Here is an 18568-nt window from a genome sequence, read left to right on the forward strand (position 1 = left end):
ACTAGTACCAGTTCGTAAGCAAATTAAAAAGTCGTGGCTTATAAATGCCACGACTTTTTATATTAATTCGTACTAATGCCTCTCGCTGCCCAAATGCGATCGATATCAGCAGCATGTTGTCCGCCATATAAAAGAGCATCCGCTTGCTTAATCGCTTTCGCTCCATCACTGAATTTAGAGTTTGGTGTTAATGACCAGTGTGATTGTAAAATGATTTTTGTTGCTACATCACGGCCAAAAGCTTGTGCCATTTCGTATTGACCTTGAGCCCAAATTTCACCATCATCATGCACTTCATTCGTTATATCTTTCGGATATACTTTATTCGTATCTAATCTGCGTAAGCATGTTGGATCTGAACTAGAATAAGCTGTCGCATCCCATTCTCCAACACATGCTTTTCCGTATCCTGTAGTCGATACTGCATCTTCATATGTAGCACCTAAGAAGTCGCCAAATCCTTCTCCCATCGCTCCGCCTTCTGCTGAACTACCAAAGCCAGGAACTTGGTTATCTTGAATCGAATGCCCATATTCATGTGCGATAATACCAGCATCTTCTGCATCATCAACACCGCCAGTACCGAAAGTTAAAGCTTTTGTTGATGGAGAATAGAATGAGTTATCATCAGTTGTACCATTAACATTCACTTTTATCGAACGGTTATTAATATTTTTAAAACCTAGACTTTGAATGTAACGTTGCAATGTGTCGATATGATAGTACGACATAACATCTTCAAAGCTATCATTTGCGCGTGTATAGTTAAATTGTAAATTCGTAGATTTTGTTTTCGCTTTTGAAGAAATCGTTACATATTCTCCAATTAAAAATCCTGTTCCATCTAAACCTTTTAACGTAACAGTTTTCAGTTGGTTCGTTAGAGCTGTTGAATCTGCATCGTTATTATCTTTTAAGCCTACTTTACTACCGCTAGATACGACTGGGTTAGGTAAAAATACTTTTCCTGATCCTTCAGCTTTTCGGTTTATATCAACCTTTTTAATTAACTTTCCATTTTCTGCATCAATAAATGTTTCCCATGCACCAAATGGATTATTAGAATGGACTACAACTTTATATACTGGACGAGCAATTCCTTCTTCAACAATATATCCGAACTCTTTATCTGTAGGAGCCCATAAATTTTGCTCACTTGCTTCTCCAACATACGCCATTGATTTTTGTATTGCATCTTTTTCACTAATTTTTGTCGTTACTTCCTTCACACCTGTAACAGGCTGATAATCAGAAACAGCGAGTACTCCCTTTCCCTCTCCATTAAGAGTAACTGTAATTTGTTTTGAAAATACAGGTGCACCATTAACAACTTGTTGGAACCTAACATATGAAGCTACTGACGTTTCTGTTGTAGAAATATATTGCAAGTCTGAAAGGTCTGTTTTCAATCCATACTGCGCAGCATTTTCTTTTAAATATTCAGTTGCTTTTTTCTGTGGCGAATAAGCTTCTAACTTTACTTGCTGTTGTTTTTCCAATGCCGAAACCGTAGAAATCGTCCCCATTACTAACGGTACAGTCATTGCCATTGCCACCATTTTTTTATTAAACATAGAACCACTCCCCCTAATAAAGTAGCTCAACCTTATCCCATTACCACTAGGCAATCATTCCCCACAAAATGGGGGGATAAAAATTGAATCTACGAGTAATTCTCTATAAACACTTCTATTACCTTTTCATTTAGGGTAAGTGAAATTTTCTCAATATTTATGTGTAAAGTGAACACAATACTTTAGAAATATATTTCTAAAGCAATTCCTTAACTCTTAAACTTTTTAAATGACTTTGTAAAAAACAGGCCACTTTTTTACCTAACGGTAGGTTGAAAAAACATTAATGAATGATACGATTTATATAACCTTTTTTAGGAGGCTTTATTATGAGCAAAAGTGAAGAAACACTCTCTTCAATTATGGAAGCAAGCTATCGACTGTTTGCCGGACATGGTATTACCAAAACGACTTATTCAATGATTGCTGAAGAAGTCGGAATTGCTAAACCGTCCATTTATTATTACTTTAAATCTAAAGATGCATTAATCGAATGTATTTTCACAGAATTATGTGCTGCGATGCAGTTTTCTTCCTTCTTCCATACAGAAGAGTTTACGAAAGAAAATTTTATTGAGAAATGCATTGAAATTGGATTCAAAATAATTGATGAACAGCAGAACGATCCTTATTTTAATCGTGTGTTGCAAGAATATGTATTACTATCTTCAAGAAATGATATGTACAAAGATCGATTACTAACTGTGCAAACAGAATATTTACAAGGGTTTGAATCACTCCTTACAAAAGCAAATGAGCTGCAATTAATTGAAAATAAAAATCTAGTTTCAAAAGCTCATATGTTAGCATTAGTGCTTGATAATGTCGGGAATTTTATGATGTTACATGTGGATATAGATTATAGACAAATATGGATGGAAGCTGTAAACAGTATTTTTGAAAGAAGGGATTGAATTGAATACTAAAAAACGAATTATCGGCTTAGACTTTGCTAGGGCCTTGGCGATGTTTGGTATGCTGCTTGTTAATTTTATGGTGATAACAGGTGCAGAAGGAAATGGTCCCCCATTTTTAATAACCTTCATGTCACTTTTTGAAGGTAGAGCTTCTGCCTTGTTTGTTATACTTGCTGGAATTGGAATATCTTTAATGACTAGATCCTCTGTTGCTAGAAATGAAAAAATAAAAATTTCTAATAGCCGAAAGATCATATGGAAACGGGCACTATTCTTATTTATTTTAGGATTACTTTTATACGTAATGGAGTGGACTGGGGATATATTACACTACTATGGTGTTTACCTTTTCGTTGCTGCCTTACTCATTACAGTCCGAAAAAAAGCATTACTCTTCTTATCTATTATTATCCTACTCTTGGCACAATCTCTTCAGCTTACTTTCAATGCTTTCGAAGGTTGGGGAGGCCCTACTCCATTTATAAACTATGTAGACTTCTGGACAGTTAACGGTTTTCTTCGCAATTTATTCTTTAATGGTTATCACCCTTTTTTCCCATGGTTTTCATTCTTCTTAATCGGTATGATAATTGGCAGATTAGATCTTCATAATAAAAAGATTAGAGATAGGTTGCTCTTGCTCGGTATTACATTCACCATACTGATAGAACTTTTATCAAAAGGGCTCACGTACTACTTCATTCCACACATTGGCAAAGCAGCTGCTACATTTTTGTTTAATACAGGACCCATTTTACCAAATGTATTGTACATTTTATCTGCAACAGGATCTGCTATTGCTATATTAATACTTTGCCTCTATATCACTGAAAAATATGAAAATAATTGGTTTGTTACTTCCATTATACAAACAGGTCAATTAACATTAACTCATTATGTAAGTCATGTATTTATCGGGATCGGGACATTAATTCTATTCAATAGAATGGAACATCAAACACTACTTTTCGTTTTATTATTTACTACTGTATTTTTCATTTTCAGTATTTTGTTTAGCGTATTATGGAGAAAGAAATTTTCTAGAGGACCTATCGAATGGATTATGAGGAAATTAGCTAGTTAATTTACCTCCATACGAAAAAGGAAGTTGGAATCATTCCAACTTCCTTTTTTCTTTAATTAGCTGCACTTAATTTAATTCTAAATTTTGTTTCACCTAAAGAAAGTTCATCGTCTTCGTTCGTTAAGTGACCAAATGTAAATTGTTTAACGAGTAAGTTTTCTTCCAATAAATCTTTATGGTTCGTTAACGTTCGTTGTAGTTCTTCTTCTGTATCGAGAATAACATCGACTCGTAAATTAACTGGTAAATTCAACTGTTTACGATATTCTTGAACCGCACGAATGAATTCACGCGCTACTCCTTCTTGTAACAATTCTTCTGTTACATTCGTATCTAACATAACCGTATATTGTCCGTTAGTCGTGTTAGAGAATCCTGATTTTGCAACTTTCTCAACTAACACATCTTCAGCAGTTACAACTACTTCTTCTCCTGGTGTTGCTTCGTAAACTGCTCTTTCTGTTGATACAAAGTTTTGTACTTCTTCTTGTGATAATTGTTTTAGCCAACCATTCACTGCATTCACATTTTTACCGAATTTCGGCCCCGCTGTTTTAAAATTGAGCTTCAATTGATATGATGTGTATTTTGTTTCATCGAGTTCAACATGGAACGCTTTTACATTTAACTCATCCATAACGATATCACGATAAGATTCCCAATCCATATCATTCTCGTTATGCTCAAGTAATACAAGTTCTGCTAGCGGCTGTTTTACTTTTAAAGAATGCTGATTACGGTTACTTCTTCCAAGTTCAACAACTTGTAAAACAGCATCCATTTCCGCTTCTAATTTCGGCTGAAGTAGTGATTCATTTACAACTGGATAATCAGCTAAATGAACGCTACTTCCTTCTAAATTAAGATGAATGTCTTCCGCGACAAACGGTGTGAATGGTGCAATTAATTTACTAATTGTTACAAGTACTTCATGAAGTGTCTCATACGCAGCAGCTTTTTCAGCGTTCATACCAGATTCCCAGAAACGATTACGTGAGCGTCTTACATACCAGTTACTCACTTCATCTACAAGTGCTGCAATTTCACGAGCTGCATTCGTAAATTGATAATCATCAAGTGCTGTTCTCACTTTTTTCGCTGTACTATGCAATCTTGATAATACCCATTCGTCTAATTTCGTACGCCTTACATCATACGTTTCTTTCGGGTTATACTCATCTAAATTTGCATATAAAACGTAGAAGCTATACACATTGACTAATGTATCTACAAATTTAGATTTCGCTTCCAGTACGGTTCTTTCAGAAAAACGCTTCGCATTCCACGGGGCACTATCAACAAGTAAAGCCCATCTTAGCGCATCTGCACCAAACTTATCTACTAAATCAACTGGATCTAGTGCATTTCCTTTGCTTTTAGACATTTTCTGCCCTTCTTCATCTAAAACATGCCCTAGTGATAACACTCGTTTATACGGTACTTTTCCTGTATATAGTGCTGATACTGCTAATAAACTATAAAACCAGCCGCGTGTTTGATCAATTCCTTCTGCAATAACATCCGCTGGAAACTGCTCTTCAAATAACTCTTTATTTTCAAATGGGTAATGATATTGTGCAAATGGCATAGAACCACTATCAAACCAAACATCAATCACTTCTGGTGTACGATTCATTGTGCCTCCGCATTTTTCGCAGCGGACTTGAACTTCATCTACATAAGGCTTATGCAATTCTAAATCTTCCGGTGTTTCTTTCGTACTATGCTTTCTTAATTCGGCAATGCTTTTCGGCGCAAACTGATGATCACAACTTTCACATTCCCACACGTTTAATGGCGTTCCCCAATATCTATTTCGGCTAATATTCCAGTCCACCATATTTTCTAAAAACTTACCAAATCGTCCATGTTTCATATGATCCGGATACCAAGTAACTGAATCATTATTTTGTAAAAATGTATCTTTAATTGCAGTTGTTCGGATTAACCAACTTTCTCCTGCATAATAAAGTAGTGGTGAATCACAACGCCAGCAATGTGGGTAGCTATGTTCATATTTTTCTTTATGATATAGCAAACCTTCTTTCGCTAAATAACGAACAATGTCAACGTCACAATCTTTTACAAATTTACCTTTCAAAAATGGTACCGTTTCTGTATACTCACCTTTTTCATCTACAACGTGCAAGAATGACAATCCTTCACTTTGAACAACTCTATAATCGTCCTCTCCATATGCTGGAGCAATATGAACAAGTCCTGTACCACTATCTGCCGTTACAAAATCTGCTGCGATAACGCGGTAACCATTTGTAACTTCTTTCATCGGAAATGGCGCTGTATAAGATGTGTTTAATAATTCTTCGCCTTTATGAACAGATAATACTTCATAGTTTTCTTTTAATACTTCTTGTACACGTTCTTTCGCAACAATGTATACATGACTTTTTTGTTTTGCTTTAACATATTCCATATTTGGATGTACAGCAAGCGCTACGTTTGCTGGAAGTGTCCAAGGCGTTGTTGTCCAACCTAAGAAATACTCATTTTCACTATCTTTCACTTTAAACTTCACAGTTGCACTTAAATCTTTTACTGTTTTATACCCTTGTGCAACCTCATGTGAGCTCAATGAGGTTTGGCAGCTTGGACAGTATGGTGAAACTCTATGTCCTTTATATAACAATCCTTTTTCATGGATTGTCCCCAAAATATGCCATACACTTTCGATATATGGATTCTTTAAAGTTACATATGGATCATCCATATCTACCCAATAACCAATACTTTCAGTGAATTCACGCCACTGCTTTTCATATGTGAAAACACTCTCTTTACACTTTTGAATAAATGGTTCAATGCCATATTCTTCGATCTCATGTTTACCAGAAATACCAAGTTGCTTCTCAACACCTAGTTCTACAGGTAAACCATGTGTATCCCATCCTGCTTTTCTTACTACTTTATAACCAGCCATCGTTTTATATCTTGCTACTAAATCTTTAATTGCCCGACCAAGTGCATGGCCGACGTGTGGTAAACCGTTCGCCGTTGGTGGTCCTTCATAAAACACAAACGATTGCGCGCCTTCTCGATTCTGAATTGATTGTTCAAAAATGCTTTGTTCGTTCCACTGCTTACGAATACGTGTTTCTCTCCCTACAGCTGACTCTTTTACATCTACTTTCTTCATCTACAATCACTCCTTTGAATGTTTTAAAAGCACACAAAAAACCCGTCCCTATGAAGTAGGGACGGGTTTACCCGCGTTACCACCCTAATTCTATTAGCTTTTTCACTAATAGCGCTTAGCAACGTACTATCATACGTGTTCTTTGTAACGGTAGACATCCGTCCGGGCTTACTCACTTTCAGCCTCGGCTCCTCGGAGATGATTTTCAAATAACGTCTGCCCACCGGCTTTCAGCAATATACCGGCTCTCTGGAGAACAGTTCACTATTTTACTCTTTCTCGTCTTCAGATTTGTATACTTTGTTAAAAGTTATTTTATGCCATTTGACAACTAATTGTCAACTAATTCAAAATATATCCTTATCTTTTCCCCTATTCTTATACAATTACTTTTCAAATTCTCGCAATGCTGCTAAATTTTCATCATCCTCAATAAGTTCAGCAAAGAATCCCGATTCATCCTCACGAAGGACAATTTCAAGCTCTTCCTTCGCCTCTTCATTTCTATTTAACTGTGCTAAATAACAAGCACGATCATATCTTGCTAACAAATCATTTGCATCCATTGTTAATACTTCATTTGCTATTTTTTCTGCCTTTAGTGTTTGGCCGGCACCATGATATGAAGACGCTAAAGAAAGGAGAATTGCTGTTTCATTTGGATGATTTATAGAAGCATTTTCTAATACATGAATTGCCTCTTCAAACCTTTCTTGACTTTGATACATTTCTCCTAAAGCAAGAAATGCTCTACTTACGAATGGTGTTTGCTCCGTTAATTGTAAGGTAATCTTTTCTGCTTTTCTTTCTTCCCCTTCTTTAAAGAATACTTGTGCTTGCAGAAGAAGAGTATCATAATCATCTGGTAGTTCTCGAACCATTTGCTTCGTTAATTCCAAAGCATCTCTTAACATATCTTCTTCCTCGCACTCAATGAAAAGATTTACAAGTTGCTTTGCTACTTCATAATCCCATCTATTTTCTAGTGACGTGTGAAGAATCTCTATTGCTTCTTTATTCATCTCTACATTCTCATAAAATAGCGCAAATCGCTGTGCTGCCATACTATTTTTCGGATTTAACTTTAAAGAGATTTCATATAAATCAATTATCATAGTAACCATTGAAATTTCTTTCGCACGATTTTTCATACGATAAAAAGCTCTCGTAATGATAGATCGTTTTGGCTGTTCATGCAGCTGCCGTTCAATCCATATTTCCGTAACCGCAGCTGCAGCATACATGAATGCTGTACTTCTTTCTGCTTTTTTCACCTTTAACGTATGAAGAAAATCTCGTATGTTAGACAATTTTTTATGTTGCTCTACTGCTTTTACATAAACATCAAATATACGTTCATTATCAAAATCTTTTTGTATTACTTTCATTGCAACTTCAATTGCTTTTACATTTCTTTTTTTCACTAATACTTTTGCATAATGATATAGTACTTCTATATGCTCACCATCTAATTGTAGCGCGTATTCAATCTGTTCTTGTTCTTTATCTATTTCATTCATCGCTCCGTACACATATGCAATCGCATCTAAACGCCATATTTCAGGTACTTCGTCCGCTAATTGTTCTAGTTCCGTCAGCAATTCTTCCTGAAGATTCATATCTACTGAAAGCTGTGCCAAATATTCCATATTAATATGCAACGGCTCTTCCTTCATCGCCTGAACCATATGACTTTGTTCTTTAGAACGGTTTTCTTCTTTTTCGTATATTTCCGCAAGCTGTAAATGTACACCTACGAAATTCCCATCAAGCTCTAAACATGTTTCATACGCTTGTTTTGCTTCCGTCAATTGCCCTAATGCCATAAGTGTTTCACCAATTCGGTAATACGGTAATGCCGTGTCCTTTTGTTCTATCGCCTTATTATATCTTTTCATCGCTTGGCCATACTGTCCAATAGATTCATATAAAATACCTGCATAACAACCGTACTCACTTACTTCATTTCTTTCTTTGTGTAACGTTCTTAAAAACGCTATACCTCGTTGTACAAATTCCGTTCCTTTAATTCGATTCACATATTCATCTAACGCACTTGCTACATTATAATCACTTTTCTTTATACCATTTTCTAACTTAGATAGCGCTACTTTAAATCCTTCTTCATTTCCACCAAGTTCAATTTCAGCATCCCATAAAACCATTCCTGCATTCATGAGGAAATCTTGGCTCTTTTCAATTTGCTTCTCAAGACCAAGAATATATTCTTTTGCTTCCTTGTATTGTTCTCTTGCCATATACACTTGTGTAAGTCCGAAGTGAGAATAAACATCCTCATCATTTTCTTCTAAAGCACGCTTATACAATACTTCTGCTTCTTCCAAGCTATCATTTTGAAAATTATAGTCACCTAATTTTACGTAAAGAGGTGCTTTATCATCACAATTCTCAATACCGTTTAATAAAATTTCTTTCGTACTTTCCTCATCCTTCAAATCAGATTCGTATATTTCCGAAAGTTTCGTATAAATGTAAGGTGCATTACTATCCAAAAGAATCGCTACTTTAAGCCCTTTTATTGCTAAATATAATTTTCCTAGTTGATGTGCACATCTCGCTCGTTCATACCATACATGTGCTTCATATTTATACTCTTTTAACAAGTCATTAAAGATTTCATATGCTTCTTCATATCTTTCTAAATCTATTAATATTAAACCGTGATTCGTTAAAGTGAACCTTTCAGGACTGCGCTCTAACGCAACTTGAGAGTATTGCAATGCTTTTTCAGATTGATCAATATACATATAGGATAAAGCGAGAAAACTCCAAGCAATAGGCTGATCTGCGTCTAATTGTAACGATGAACGAAAGCTTGAAATCGCTTCTATATAACTTTCCTGCTCAAAAGCATATCTTCCATTTATCAAATGATATAATGCACGATTATTTTTCTTCTCAACGCTTGTCAGCATTTGCTCCGCTTTCTCTACTTCCTGAAGACGAATAAAACACTGTGCACCATGCAATTTAACAAAGTCCGAGTTCGGAAACTTTTCCATTAACTTATCGATACAATATAAAATAAATTCTTTATCTACTTCAACATCTAAGTGCTTTATCGTATATAGCCACGTATTTGGATTATCGCTCGTTTCTTTTAAAAATTGTACTAAGTTACTAATTCCCTCTTTGTCATGTTCATCTAAATGATCCGTAAGAGAAAAAATAGATTTAAAATAACGATTTTCTTCCTCACTTAGAAACGCTAGTTGCGCCTTCTTTTCTTTCGGAACAAACGTGATTGCTAAACAGCCTGTATAACGATATTTTTCTTGTAATTTACTATATTCTACAAGAACTGGTTCTATAAAGTTTGGATCTTGAACATAGAAAGCTTGCAATGTATCATCATATCCAGATAGAACTTGTACGTGTGAAGCATGCTCAATATCTATACTTAATAAAACAGGAATTCCTTCATCAATCAGTCTCTTATAATTCTCTTCATTCCCTTTAAAATAACGATATTCATAACCTAATTCTTCCAAATAAGAAACAGTATCTGAAAACTTCGATCCTGTCATATCAAAAATAAACTCTGCTATTTCATCTTGTGTACGTGTCCCTCCCCATATACGCAACATCATCTCTAAACTTGTCGGAACACAATAATTATCCTTTTGTACAATAGGAACTATCGGCAAGTGAACCTTTTTTCCATCCGGATTTTTTTCTAAATTATGATATAAAGATTCTTTTAAACTCTTTTCTTCTTTTAATAGCTTTTGTAAATCTGCAAATTTATTCATTTTGTACAGCGCTTCTGCACGTAAATGTACAAAGTAAGTGTTATAAGCATGATATGGCAGCTGAGTATTTATGTTATCTATTACCGCTAACATCTCTTCATATTGCTCTAAATCTAATAAATACTTTACCTTCTCAAAATGAAAATATGGTACTTGTGGGAACTTTACAATCGCATCATTAATTAACTGTATCGCACGTTTTTGTTCTCCTTTATTTGCATACAATTGTGATAATAAATAGGTAGATAACTCTTCACAATCTTCATGCTGCATGCCAGCAATAAATTGTTCTTCCGCTTTCTTCCATTCGCCTGTATGCATATAAACGTAGCCCCATTTATCAAACACTACGCGCGTACTATATTCCTCTGCTTTTTGCATATACATTAGCGCTTCTTCATTTCTTTTCATTTCTAAAAGACATCGTACTAATGTAAAATATGTTTTCGCTAAAAAATCTGCATCTATTTCTTCTTTACTTAACTCTTCTAAAGAAGATTTTAACAACTGCTCTGCTTCAAGAATTTTCCGCTCATCAATTAACTCATCACAATATAAAGAGAGCGTTCTCATATTTGGGAATTTTTTATAAGCGTAACGAATGAGGAATGAACTGTATTGGTGCATAAGCCCTTCATCAGTAAGGCGAATTAATATATCGAACTCCTTATGCGAAGTAATATTGGCAAGCCAATTCTTCACATAGGATAAAGTATTCGTTTCTTTTATATATGCAATTTCATTATTTATTTCCTGTAATCCATCTACAAATCTCTTGTCTTTTAAACAAGTTTCTAACTGCTTAAAATCTAGCATGCATTCACCTCGAATTTATATTTATACTGCTACTTGCTTAGATTTTACACACCATATAGTATGTATTCAACTAAAATCTCTTATAATGGATGGTATTAATTAATATTATTCAAATTTATAACAAAATATAGTAAAAATGATTGTTTTTCTCCGTATTTTGTTTAATTATATGGAATAACGTAACATGCGGTTTTAATCTTGTAGAAGCTGAAATTAGTACATAAAATTATATCAGCGATAATTCAAATATATCGGCGATTTTCAAATTATATCGGCATTAAACGACGATCCTTATATATCATGACTTTTAACATACTATGTCACCAAATGTAATTTTCATATTCGGAGCGTATACTAAAGAAGAATGCACATGAAATATTTTAAAAAATCGTAGTTCAGCTTCATATTGAGCTAGCGCATCATCATATGTTAATCCTCTAGCCATTAAACGTTCTACAAATTGTTGCTTATCACCCGGATCACCTGCAATCCCCTCTTCTTTTAATGATTGATACAAATCGTTTTTATCATTGTGATGCATATTTGAATCTAAAAAGTTCACTTTATCGCTTACTCTACATTCAATATTTTTCACACCTAATTCACTTAAATATATTGGTATTTTCATACCAATATTTCCATCTTTTCCACTCCTCTGCGTGTCACTTTCAAATAAATTCTGCAAAATGCCTAGCTGGATAATTTCCGATTGGTTCTCTCCATCCAAAGTGTATGAAGACATATTTGATATCCAATGTGGTTCAAAACAGATTATTTTCCCGCCACTTTTAACTGAATGAATCATTTTTTGTAGCATCGTTTTTGGTGAACTCATATGTAATAAGAAGGCATGACAAATTGCTATATCGTATGTATCGTTCAATTCAATTTCTATAGCATCTCCCTCCAGAAATTCTGACTCGTACGGAAGTGAACGAAACAACTCTCTCGCTTCAGCTAATAATGTTTCTCCACTATCAATGCCTGTATACTTTGATCCTTCTGGAAGTAAAGGCATTAATAATAAGCCTAAATAACCATATCCACAACCATAATCAACAACATGGACTGGCTCAGAAATCTTCCAAACTGAATTCACTAGAAAACTTACATAATCGCTATTGTAATATAAATCTCTCGTATTTTTTAAATACGCTAGTTTACTGTTCCAATCGTATGTTTCCAACCTCTAACGCCTCCTTTTATATACACCCCTTACAATTCTCCATTTAACAAAACATTCCTACATTTTTAACAATTACCCAAGAAATTGGTTTTAATAAGGTGAGATTACTGCTTACATGACTCCTATACCAAATAAAAAGGCATACATATCTGTAATGATACATACACCTTTTATGCTACATCTCCTCAGGAGCCTCCACCCCAAGTAAACGTAATCCTTCTTTTAATACAACCGTCACAGCATAAACCAATGCGAGTCTGCTGTCTTTTTCTTTGCTCTCTTCTAATATACGAACATTACCGTAATATTTATTGAATGATTGTGCTACATCTAATATATATTTCGAAATAATCGATGGCTCATTTTTATTGAAAGCTGCTTCAATTATTTGCGGGAATTTATTTAGTAATTTTACGACACTCCAGCTATGATTGTCTTTTAAAGCAAATGTACATGTTTCAAATTCTACACTTTCTTTTCTTAAAATAGAACAAGCACGTGCATGTGTGTACTGTACGTACGGGCCTGTTTCTCCTTCAAATTTCAGCATGTTTTCTAATGAGAATTCAATATTGTGCATACGCTCATTTTTTAAATCGTGGAAGATGATTGCACCAACACCGACTTGCTTTGCTACTACTTCTTTTTGTTTTAAGTTTGGATTTTTCTCTTCAATATTTTGTTTTGCAAGTTCGATTGCTTCTTCGAGTACTTCTTCAAGTAAAATAACTCTTCCTTTACGTGTCGACATTTTCTTACCATCTTTTAAAATGAAGCCAAACGGTACGTGTTCCATACCATCAACCCAAGTATAGCCAAGTTTTTTTAATACGGTGAAAAATTGATTGAAATGTAAGCTTTGTTCTGGACCAACAACATATAGCGCTTTATCAAACCCATAAGTGTTTTGACGATATAAAGCTGCCGTTAAGTCACGCGTTGCATAAATCGTCGCACCATCTGATTTTCTAATTAAGCAAGGCGGCATTCCTTCTTCTTCTAAATTAACGACTAATGCACCTTCTGATTCTTCAAGCAACTCATGTTCTTCTAAAATCCCAATAAAATCTTCCATTAAATTATTATAAAATGCTTCTCCCTGAAAATTAGTAAATTCTACGCCGAGAAGTTCATAAATGCGCGAAAATTCTTTAAGGGACTCATGACGGAACCAATTCCAAAGCTCTACCGCTTCTTCATCACCTTCTTCTAATTTCTTAAACCAAGCACGTCCTTCTTCTTCTAGTTCTTCGTCGTCTTTTACCTCTTCATGGAATTGGACATATAACTTAAATAGCTCACGTATTGGATCTTCTTTAACTACTGCTTCATTTCCCCATTTTTTATAAGCCGTAATTAATTTTCCAAACTGTGTTCCCCAATCTCCTATATAATTAATCCCTACAACTTCATAGCCACATTTTTCAGCGATATGTTTCAGCGAATTTCCTATCATTGTAGAACGTAAATGCCCCATCGAAAAAGGTTTCGCGATATTAGGAGAGGAATAATCAATTACTACTGTTTTTTCACAGCCAAAGTGGTTTTGACCGAACTCTTCTTTCTCCGCTAAAACTGTTTTTAATACTGCATCACTTACAGTTTCACGATTGAAAAATACATTTACATAAGGACCAACGGCTTCTACTTTCGTAAAAAACGGATCATTTAATTTCTTAGTAACTTCCTTTGCGATAAGAGCTGGTGCTTTTTTATATTGCTTCGCTAATGAAAAGCATGGGAACGCTGCATCTCCAAATTCATCTTGTTTCGGTGTTTCAATTAAATCTAAAATTTGTTTTTGCGTTAATTCATTCGTGAAAATATTAGATAAACTTTCCGCAAACTGCATTTTATAATCCATGATACAACCTCCTTATTTTTTAAAACACAAAAAACTCGTCTCTAAAAAAGAGACGAGTTTTAACCCGTGGTACCACCCTTGTTGTTCGTTACGAACCACTTTCCCGTTTATAACGAGGACAGGGGGCCTCGGCTTTCTCTACTATTCGTTCAAGAAGCATCTCCGAAGTGCGCTTCATCTTTTTCTTCCGTACTAGGCTCACACCATCCCTAGCTCGCTTTCCTTCTAAAAAAGACTACTCTCTTCATCACAGACAGTATATTTAATTAATTATTGCTTATTATACATCTTTTCAAACAATTAGCAAGGGTCAATTACACCAAAGTGAAACTTAGCACTTTTTCTTTTGTATACATGAAAATTGTGTTTTTCAAATCTAGAACTACGAAAATGATCTTTTAAAACGACACGTTTTCTCGCCACTCGTTTTGCCTCCGCAATTGTTTCGTCAGTAATATCATGATACAAAGCGAAGTGTTTTAATCCTTTAATTCCGTCAGATTCTATGACAGTTTCTTCAAACATCGGATCAAGGTAAACGACATCATAACTATTGTCTTCACATTGCGCTAAAAATGAAAAATGCTCCGTTTGCGTTACTTGGATTCTTTGCATTGCTTCATCGATTTCAGAAACAGATGAAGACCATGTTTTCAAACCATTTCTCATGATATAAGCCATATATTCATTGCCTTCAAGTCCTGTTACTGTTCCACTTTCACCAACAACATAACTAGCTACAATACTATCTGATGCCATACCGAGCGTACAATCTAACACTGTCATTCCGCTCTCTAATTTAGCAGCTTGTACAAACGGATCGTGTTCTCCACGCATTAACCTTTTCACACGAAACATCGCTGAGTTCGGATGAAAGAAAAATGATTCTTCCGTACCTTTCGGATAAATAGCTAATCGGTTCTTTCCTACGACAAGTATATCTTGTTCATACTGCTCATGTAATTTATGCACTGGTATATCATTACGTAAAATGAAAGAACGATTTAATTCTTCTGCTACCTTTTTTGCATATGCTGTCATTTCTTTGTTTGTTCTTCCTGCTGTTGTTACGATCATTGTTTCACCTCTATATAAAGAAAAGAGGGAGATTTACTCTCCCCCTTCTTTAACAATTCTTTTCGAAAGCTTGCTCTAAGTTCGTAATAATTTCGTCCATAGTTGCACCTTCAATTTCATGACGGTGAATGAAGTGAACAACTTCTTTTCCTTTTAATAATGCCATAGATGGTGAAGATGGAGGAATTTCTCCGAAGTATTCACGCATTTTTGCAGTAGCATCTTTATCTTGACCTGCGAATACAGTTACAAGATGATCAGGTTGTTTTTCAGCACGAACAACCGCTTGACCTGCTGATGGACGTGCTAAACCAGCTGCACAACCACAAACAGAGTTTACAACTACTAAAGTTGTACCTGATGTATTTTCCATAAATTCTGTTACAGCTTCTTCTGTAGTTAACTCTTCAAACCCAGAACGCACTAACTCTTGGCGCATTGGGATTACCATTTGGCGCATGTATTCTTCATAAGCATTTGACATCTTGTAATCTCTCCTTCAACTTTCATTCCAAATTCATCATATCACGCTCTATTAATAGGTGCAAAAGAAAGATAACGATGATTTCATTTTTTTGTAGGGATTTCACAAACCCCACCGCGGCAATGTCCCACTGGAACAAGTTTTCTATTATTAGCGATATAATCGTATACTTTACTTCCAAAACCAAGTACGATAGATAGCTTTATAAAAGGAACTGCAAACCAATAAGATGGAACGGCCTTTGCTAATACATCTATGCTCTGAATGCCGTCATACCACTTATTATTTTTAAAAATATACAGTCTTTGTTCCATTTTACTTTGTAGTTCTTGAGAAAGCTTATATTTCTCAACTACATCTTCATTTCGAAATGAAACAAATTTCATCTTACCCTTTTTATCTAATTTTTTCGTACGTTCTGCAACGGCCGTACACATCGGACACCAACTATCATAGAAAACAATCATACATTATTCCCCTTTACGAGACTCCGTCATTTGTTTCCATACAGAACCTTTTGCTTCTTCTCCGCCTTCAATACGCTCTAATGCTAGACGTGCTTGCATCGCTACCTCAAACTCTGAATCATCTTGCGCTGCTTTTAATGCTGGAATCGCACTTTCATCTCCAAGTTCAAATAAGAACATCGCTGCACGCCAGCGTACTAATTTACTTGGATCTTTCAGAGATTTAATCATAACGAACATCGCTGCCGGATCACCTACATCTGATAAACAATCTCCTGCAGTACGACGAACACTTACAGAGCGATCTAACAACGCTTTATATAATAACGGTAATACTTCATCACCTTTTACCATACCTAAATACGCTGTTGCTAAACGGCGTATTGAAACTTTTTCATCATCTAACGCCATCTTCAACACTGGAATATCTTCTTCAGTAGGATCCATTTGTTCTAATGCTGCAAAACGGTTTTTCCAGTCAGAATCTTTCATCATCTCTTCTGTTACTTTATATGGTTCACGCTTTTGAATCGTTACTTCAACAGCACCTGCTTGATTTAATAATTCTTTAACCGTTTCATTTACACGTTCTTCTGAATAAGCAGCAACAATCTCTTCTACTACTTCTTTCCCGATTTCTTCAAAACTACCGTAACGTGTACTTTGTTCTACCCATTTACGCTCTTTTACAACGTTTGGTGCAGACATTTGTACTTTCATAATTGTTTCTTTGAAACGTTCTGGTAAGCCAACGCGTTCTTCCGATGTTCCATCTGTTAACTTTACTTGCATTGGAATTGTAAAGAACATTTGAACAAACACTTTCACTTCTCCAAAATGAGACAGTTGTTGTTCTTCACTTTCTTCCACTACTTCTTCGCCAAAAACAGCACGAACTTGTTGTAATAATACTTTCCAGTCATACTTTGCATTTCGCTCGACTGCTAAAAAGTCAGCTACATGATACACACCTTTAATGCCTTCAATTTTCAAAATTTCTTGCACTTGCATTGGTGCTTGTTCTTTATTTTCATTTGTATAATTATTACGCGCTCCTGATGGTAATACTTCATTCAAAATAACTTTCATTGTATTTGGACTTGGCGTCGGTTCAATTGCTTTAATCTTCACGTAAAAAACTCTCCTTTATTGCGTGTTCTTAGCTGTATTGTAACATGTTATCACTATATACTCCTACTCAGGTGCTTAATTTTACTACTTTCTTCCCGCTACCATACTATTTCATTCTTTTTACATTTCAAATTAGGGATGGGATTTTAAAAGCTTTCGTTTCCGATGATTTTTATTTTTTATCCATTTCTTGAGGCATCGCCATTATTTTTGAAAAAAACACGCTAAGCAAAAAAATATAATAAGCTGTCCATATAGACAGCTTATTTACATATTTTTCGTTCTCGGAAGTTGATCTTGTAGCGCTCTTTCTCGTAATTCACTATGTTTTCCAAAGAAAATAGTGCAAGACAAGGCGATGAATACATTTGCAAAATGACAAAACTGTAAGAATACACGAGTATTTGTAAGAAAGTTCGATGTTTTCCTTTTTCTTTTTTTATTATAGTGAAAAAGAAGAACGAAATATTCTCTTATGTAGGAAAGGAAGATAATAATGATTGATTTATTAAATAAATGGATGTTAGAAAGTACAGGAAATTTCAATATCGTTGTAGGACTTACAGCACTTCTATTTTTGGGTTCAGTAATTGCACTTATTATTATTTACAAAAAAATTGGTAAACCAGATGAAAGAACAACTCCTATTTATTTTAAAATTATTTCTTGTATGTTTACTACTCAAATTCTAATGAATTGCATATTCATTTCTTTAGTTGGTAAAGATATTGAGAATTTCCGTCAAATCTTTATATTATTTGAAGCCTTTGTATTCTTCGTTGGAGCTATTTATTCGTTTAAATTATATAGACAAGAATTTAAATAATTCACTTGCAAGAAACAATAAAAAGGAGGATTCCTTACTCTCAGAAGGAATCCCTTTTTTATTTTCTATCACTCGATGCATCTTTTTATACATTCCAATACTGTGATGGGTTTTACGGTTCTCGATTGTTACTGGATTAGCCGAAAAACGTTATAAAATTTTGTATACTCTTTACTTGTTTTCCAAAAAAAGCTGGCGGTACTCCTTCTTTAAGT

Annotated in this window: 12 protein-coding genes, 1 pseudogene and 2 other annotated features; of the genes and pseudogenes, 3 read left to right on the plus strand and 10 right to left on the minus strand. The window is 34.8% G+C overall.

Annotation, left to right across the window (positions count from 1 at the left end; all coding sequences use genetic code 11):
- Window positions 1-62: 62 nt before the first annotated feature.
- A complete protein-coding gene (locus tag OXT04_RS10370; RefSeq protein WP_000482274.1) occupies window positions 63-1574 on the minus strand; it encodes a M36 family metallopeptidase in 1512 nt (503 codons plus the stop codon).
- A gap of 329 nt (window positions 1575-1903) precedes the next feature.
- Between OXT04_RS10370 and OXT04_RS10375 the strand changes: the two genes are divergently transcribed.
- Both OXT04_RS10375 and OXT04_RS10380 read left to right on the plus strand, forming a co-directional pair.
- The gene (locus OXT04_RS10375) at window positions 1904-2488 is read left to right on the plus strand and encodes a TetR/AcrR family transcriptional regulator (protein WP_000045218.1); all 585 of its coding nucleotides are present in this window, start codon (window positions 1904-1906) and stop codon (window positions 2486-2488) included.
- A gap of 1 nt (window position 2489) precedes the next feature.
- On the plus strand, window positions 2490-3575 hold the full coding sequence (locus OXT04_RS10380; protein WP_141505484.1) for a DUF418 domain-containing protein: 1086 nt from the start codon (window positions 2490-2492) through the stop codon (window positions 3573-3575).
- Window positions 3576-3627: 52 nt separating this feature from the next.
- Here OXT04_RS10380 and ileS read toward each other — a convergent pair whose 3' ends face one another.
- The 9 genes and pseudogenes from ileS to OXT04_RS29915 all read right to left on the minus strand — a co-directional run.
- The gene (ileS, locus tag OXT04_RS10385; RefSeq protein ID WP_267414310.1) at window positions 3628-6729 is read right to left on the minus strand and encodes an isoleucine--tRNA ligase; all 3102 of its coding nucleotides are present in this window, start codon (window positions 6727-6729) and stop codon (window positions 3628-3630) included.
- Window positions 6730-6783: 54 nt separating this feature from the next.
- Window positions 6784-7024: a binding site (T-box leader), on the minus strand.
- A 91-nt stretch (window positions 7025-7115) separates the two neighbouring features.
- Complete coding sequence (locus tag OXT04_RS10390; protein ID WP_267414311.1) at window positions 7116-11318, minus strand: bacteriocin-processing peptidase family protein; 4203 nt, start codon at window positions 11316-11318, stop codon at window positions 7116-7118.
- A gap of 307 nt (window positions 11319-11625) precedes the next feature.
- Entirely contained in the window at window positions 11626-12504 is an 879-nt protein-coding gene (locus OXT04_RS10395; protein ID WP_053564639.1) for a class I SAM-dependent methyltransferase, read from the minus strand.
- 175 nt (window positions 12505-12679) lie between these two features.
- The gene (gene argS, locus OXT04_RS10400; protein ID WP_016512888.1) at window positions 12680-14368 is read right to left on the minus strand and encodes an arginine--tRNA ligase; all 1689 of its coding nucleotides are present in this window, start codon (window positions 14366-14368) and stop codon (window positions 12680-12682) included.
- Window positions 14369-14413: 45 nt separating this feature from the next.
- Window positions 14414-14628, minus strand: a binding site (T-box leader).
- Window positions 14629-14668: 40 nt separating this feature from the next.
- Complete coding sequence (locus OXT04_RS10405; protein ID WP_053564641.1) at window positions 14669-15445, minus strand: class I SAM-dependent methyltransferase; 777 nt, start codon at window positions 15443-15445, stop codon at window positions 14669-14671.
- Window positions 15446-15494: 49 nt separating this feature from the next.
- Window positions 15495-15929, minus strand: a complete 435-nt coding sequence (locus OXT04_RS10410) for a BrxA/BrxB family bacilliredoxin (protein ID WP_000063706.1) — start codon at window positions 15927-15929, stop codon at window positions 15495-15497.
- Between the two features lie 83 nt (window positions 15930-16012).
- Complete coding sequence (locus OXT04_RS10415; protein ID WP_000634891.1) at window positions 16013-16396, minus strand: thiol-disulfide oxidoreductase DCC family protein; 384 nt, start codon at window positions 16394-16396, stop codon at window positions 16013-16015.
- Window positions 16397-16399: 3 nt separating this feature from the next.
- Window positions 16400-17527, minus strand: coding sequence for a conserved virulence factor C family protein (locus OXT04_RS10420; RefSeq protein ID WP_267414315.1), 1128 nt, complete (start codon window positions 17525-17527; stop codon window positions 16400-16402).
- Window positions 17528-17809: 282 nt separating this feature from the next.
- Window positions 17810-17884, minus strand: a pseudogene (locus tag OXT04_RS29915) (transposase); the annotation flags it as partial.
- A 139-nt stretch (window positions 17885-18023) separates the two neighbouring features.
- Here OXT04_RS29915 and OXT04_RS10425 point away from each other — a divergent pair.
- A complete protein-coding gene (locus OXT04_RS10425) occupies window positions 18024-18353 on the plus strand; it encodes a hypothetical protein (protein ID WP_000566285.1) in 330 nt (109 codons plus the stop codon).
- Window positions 18354-18568 lie beyond the last annotated feature (215 nt).

Source organism: Bacillus sp. GC_Bacil_1 (assembly GCF_026540675.1).
Classification (GTDB): Bacteria; Bacillota; Bacilli; order Bacillales; family Bacillaceae_G; genus Bacillus_A; species Bacillus_A cereus.

Coding starts and splice junctions, on each gene's coding strand:
- OXT04_RS10370 (WP_000482274.1), bottom strand. CDS start 1,574: ATGTTTAATAAAAAAATGGTGGCAATGGCAATGACTGTACCGTTAGTA.
- OXT04_RS10375 (WP_000045218.1), top strand. CDS start 1,904: ATGAGCAAAAGTGAAGAAACACTCTCTTCAATTATGGAAGCAAGCTAT.
- ileS (WP_267414310.1), bottom strand. CDS start 6,729: ATGAAGAAAGTAGATGTAAAAGAGTCAGCTGTAGGGAGAGAAACACGT.
- OXT04_RS10390 (WP_267414311.1), bottom strand. CDS start 11,318: ATGCTAGATTTTAAGCAGTTAGAAACTTGTTTAAAAGACAAGAGATTT.
- argS (WP_016512888.1), bottom strand. CDS start 14,368: ATGGATTATAAAATGCAGTTTGCGGAAAGTTTATCTAATATTTTCACG.
- OXT04_RS10405 (WP_053564641.1), bottom strand. CDS start 15,445: ATGATCGTAACAACAGCAGGAAGAACAAACAAAGAAATGACAGCATAT.
- OXT04_RS10410 (WP_000063706.1), bottom strand. CDS start 15,929: ATGTCAAATGCTTATGAAGAATACATGCGCCAAATGGTAATCCCAATG.
- OXT04_RS10415 (WP_000634891.1), bottom strand. CDS start 16,396: ATGATTGTTTTCTATGATAGTTGGTGTCCGATGTGTACGGCCGTTGCA.
- OXT04_RS10425 (WP_000566285.1), top strand. CDS start 18,024: ATGATTGATTTATTAAATAAATGGATGTTAGAAAGTACAGGAAATTTC.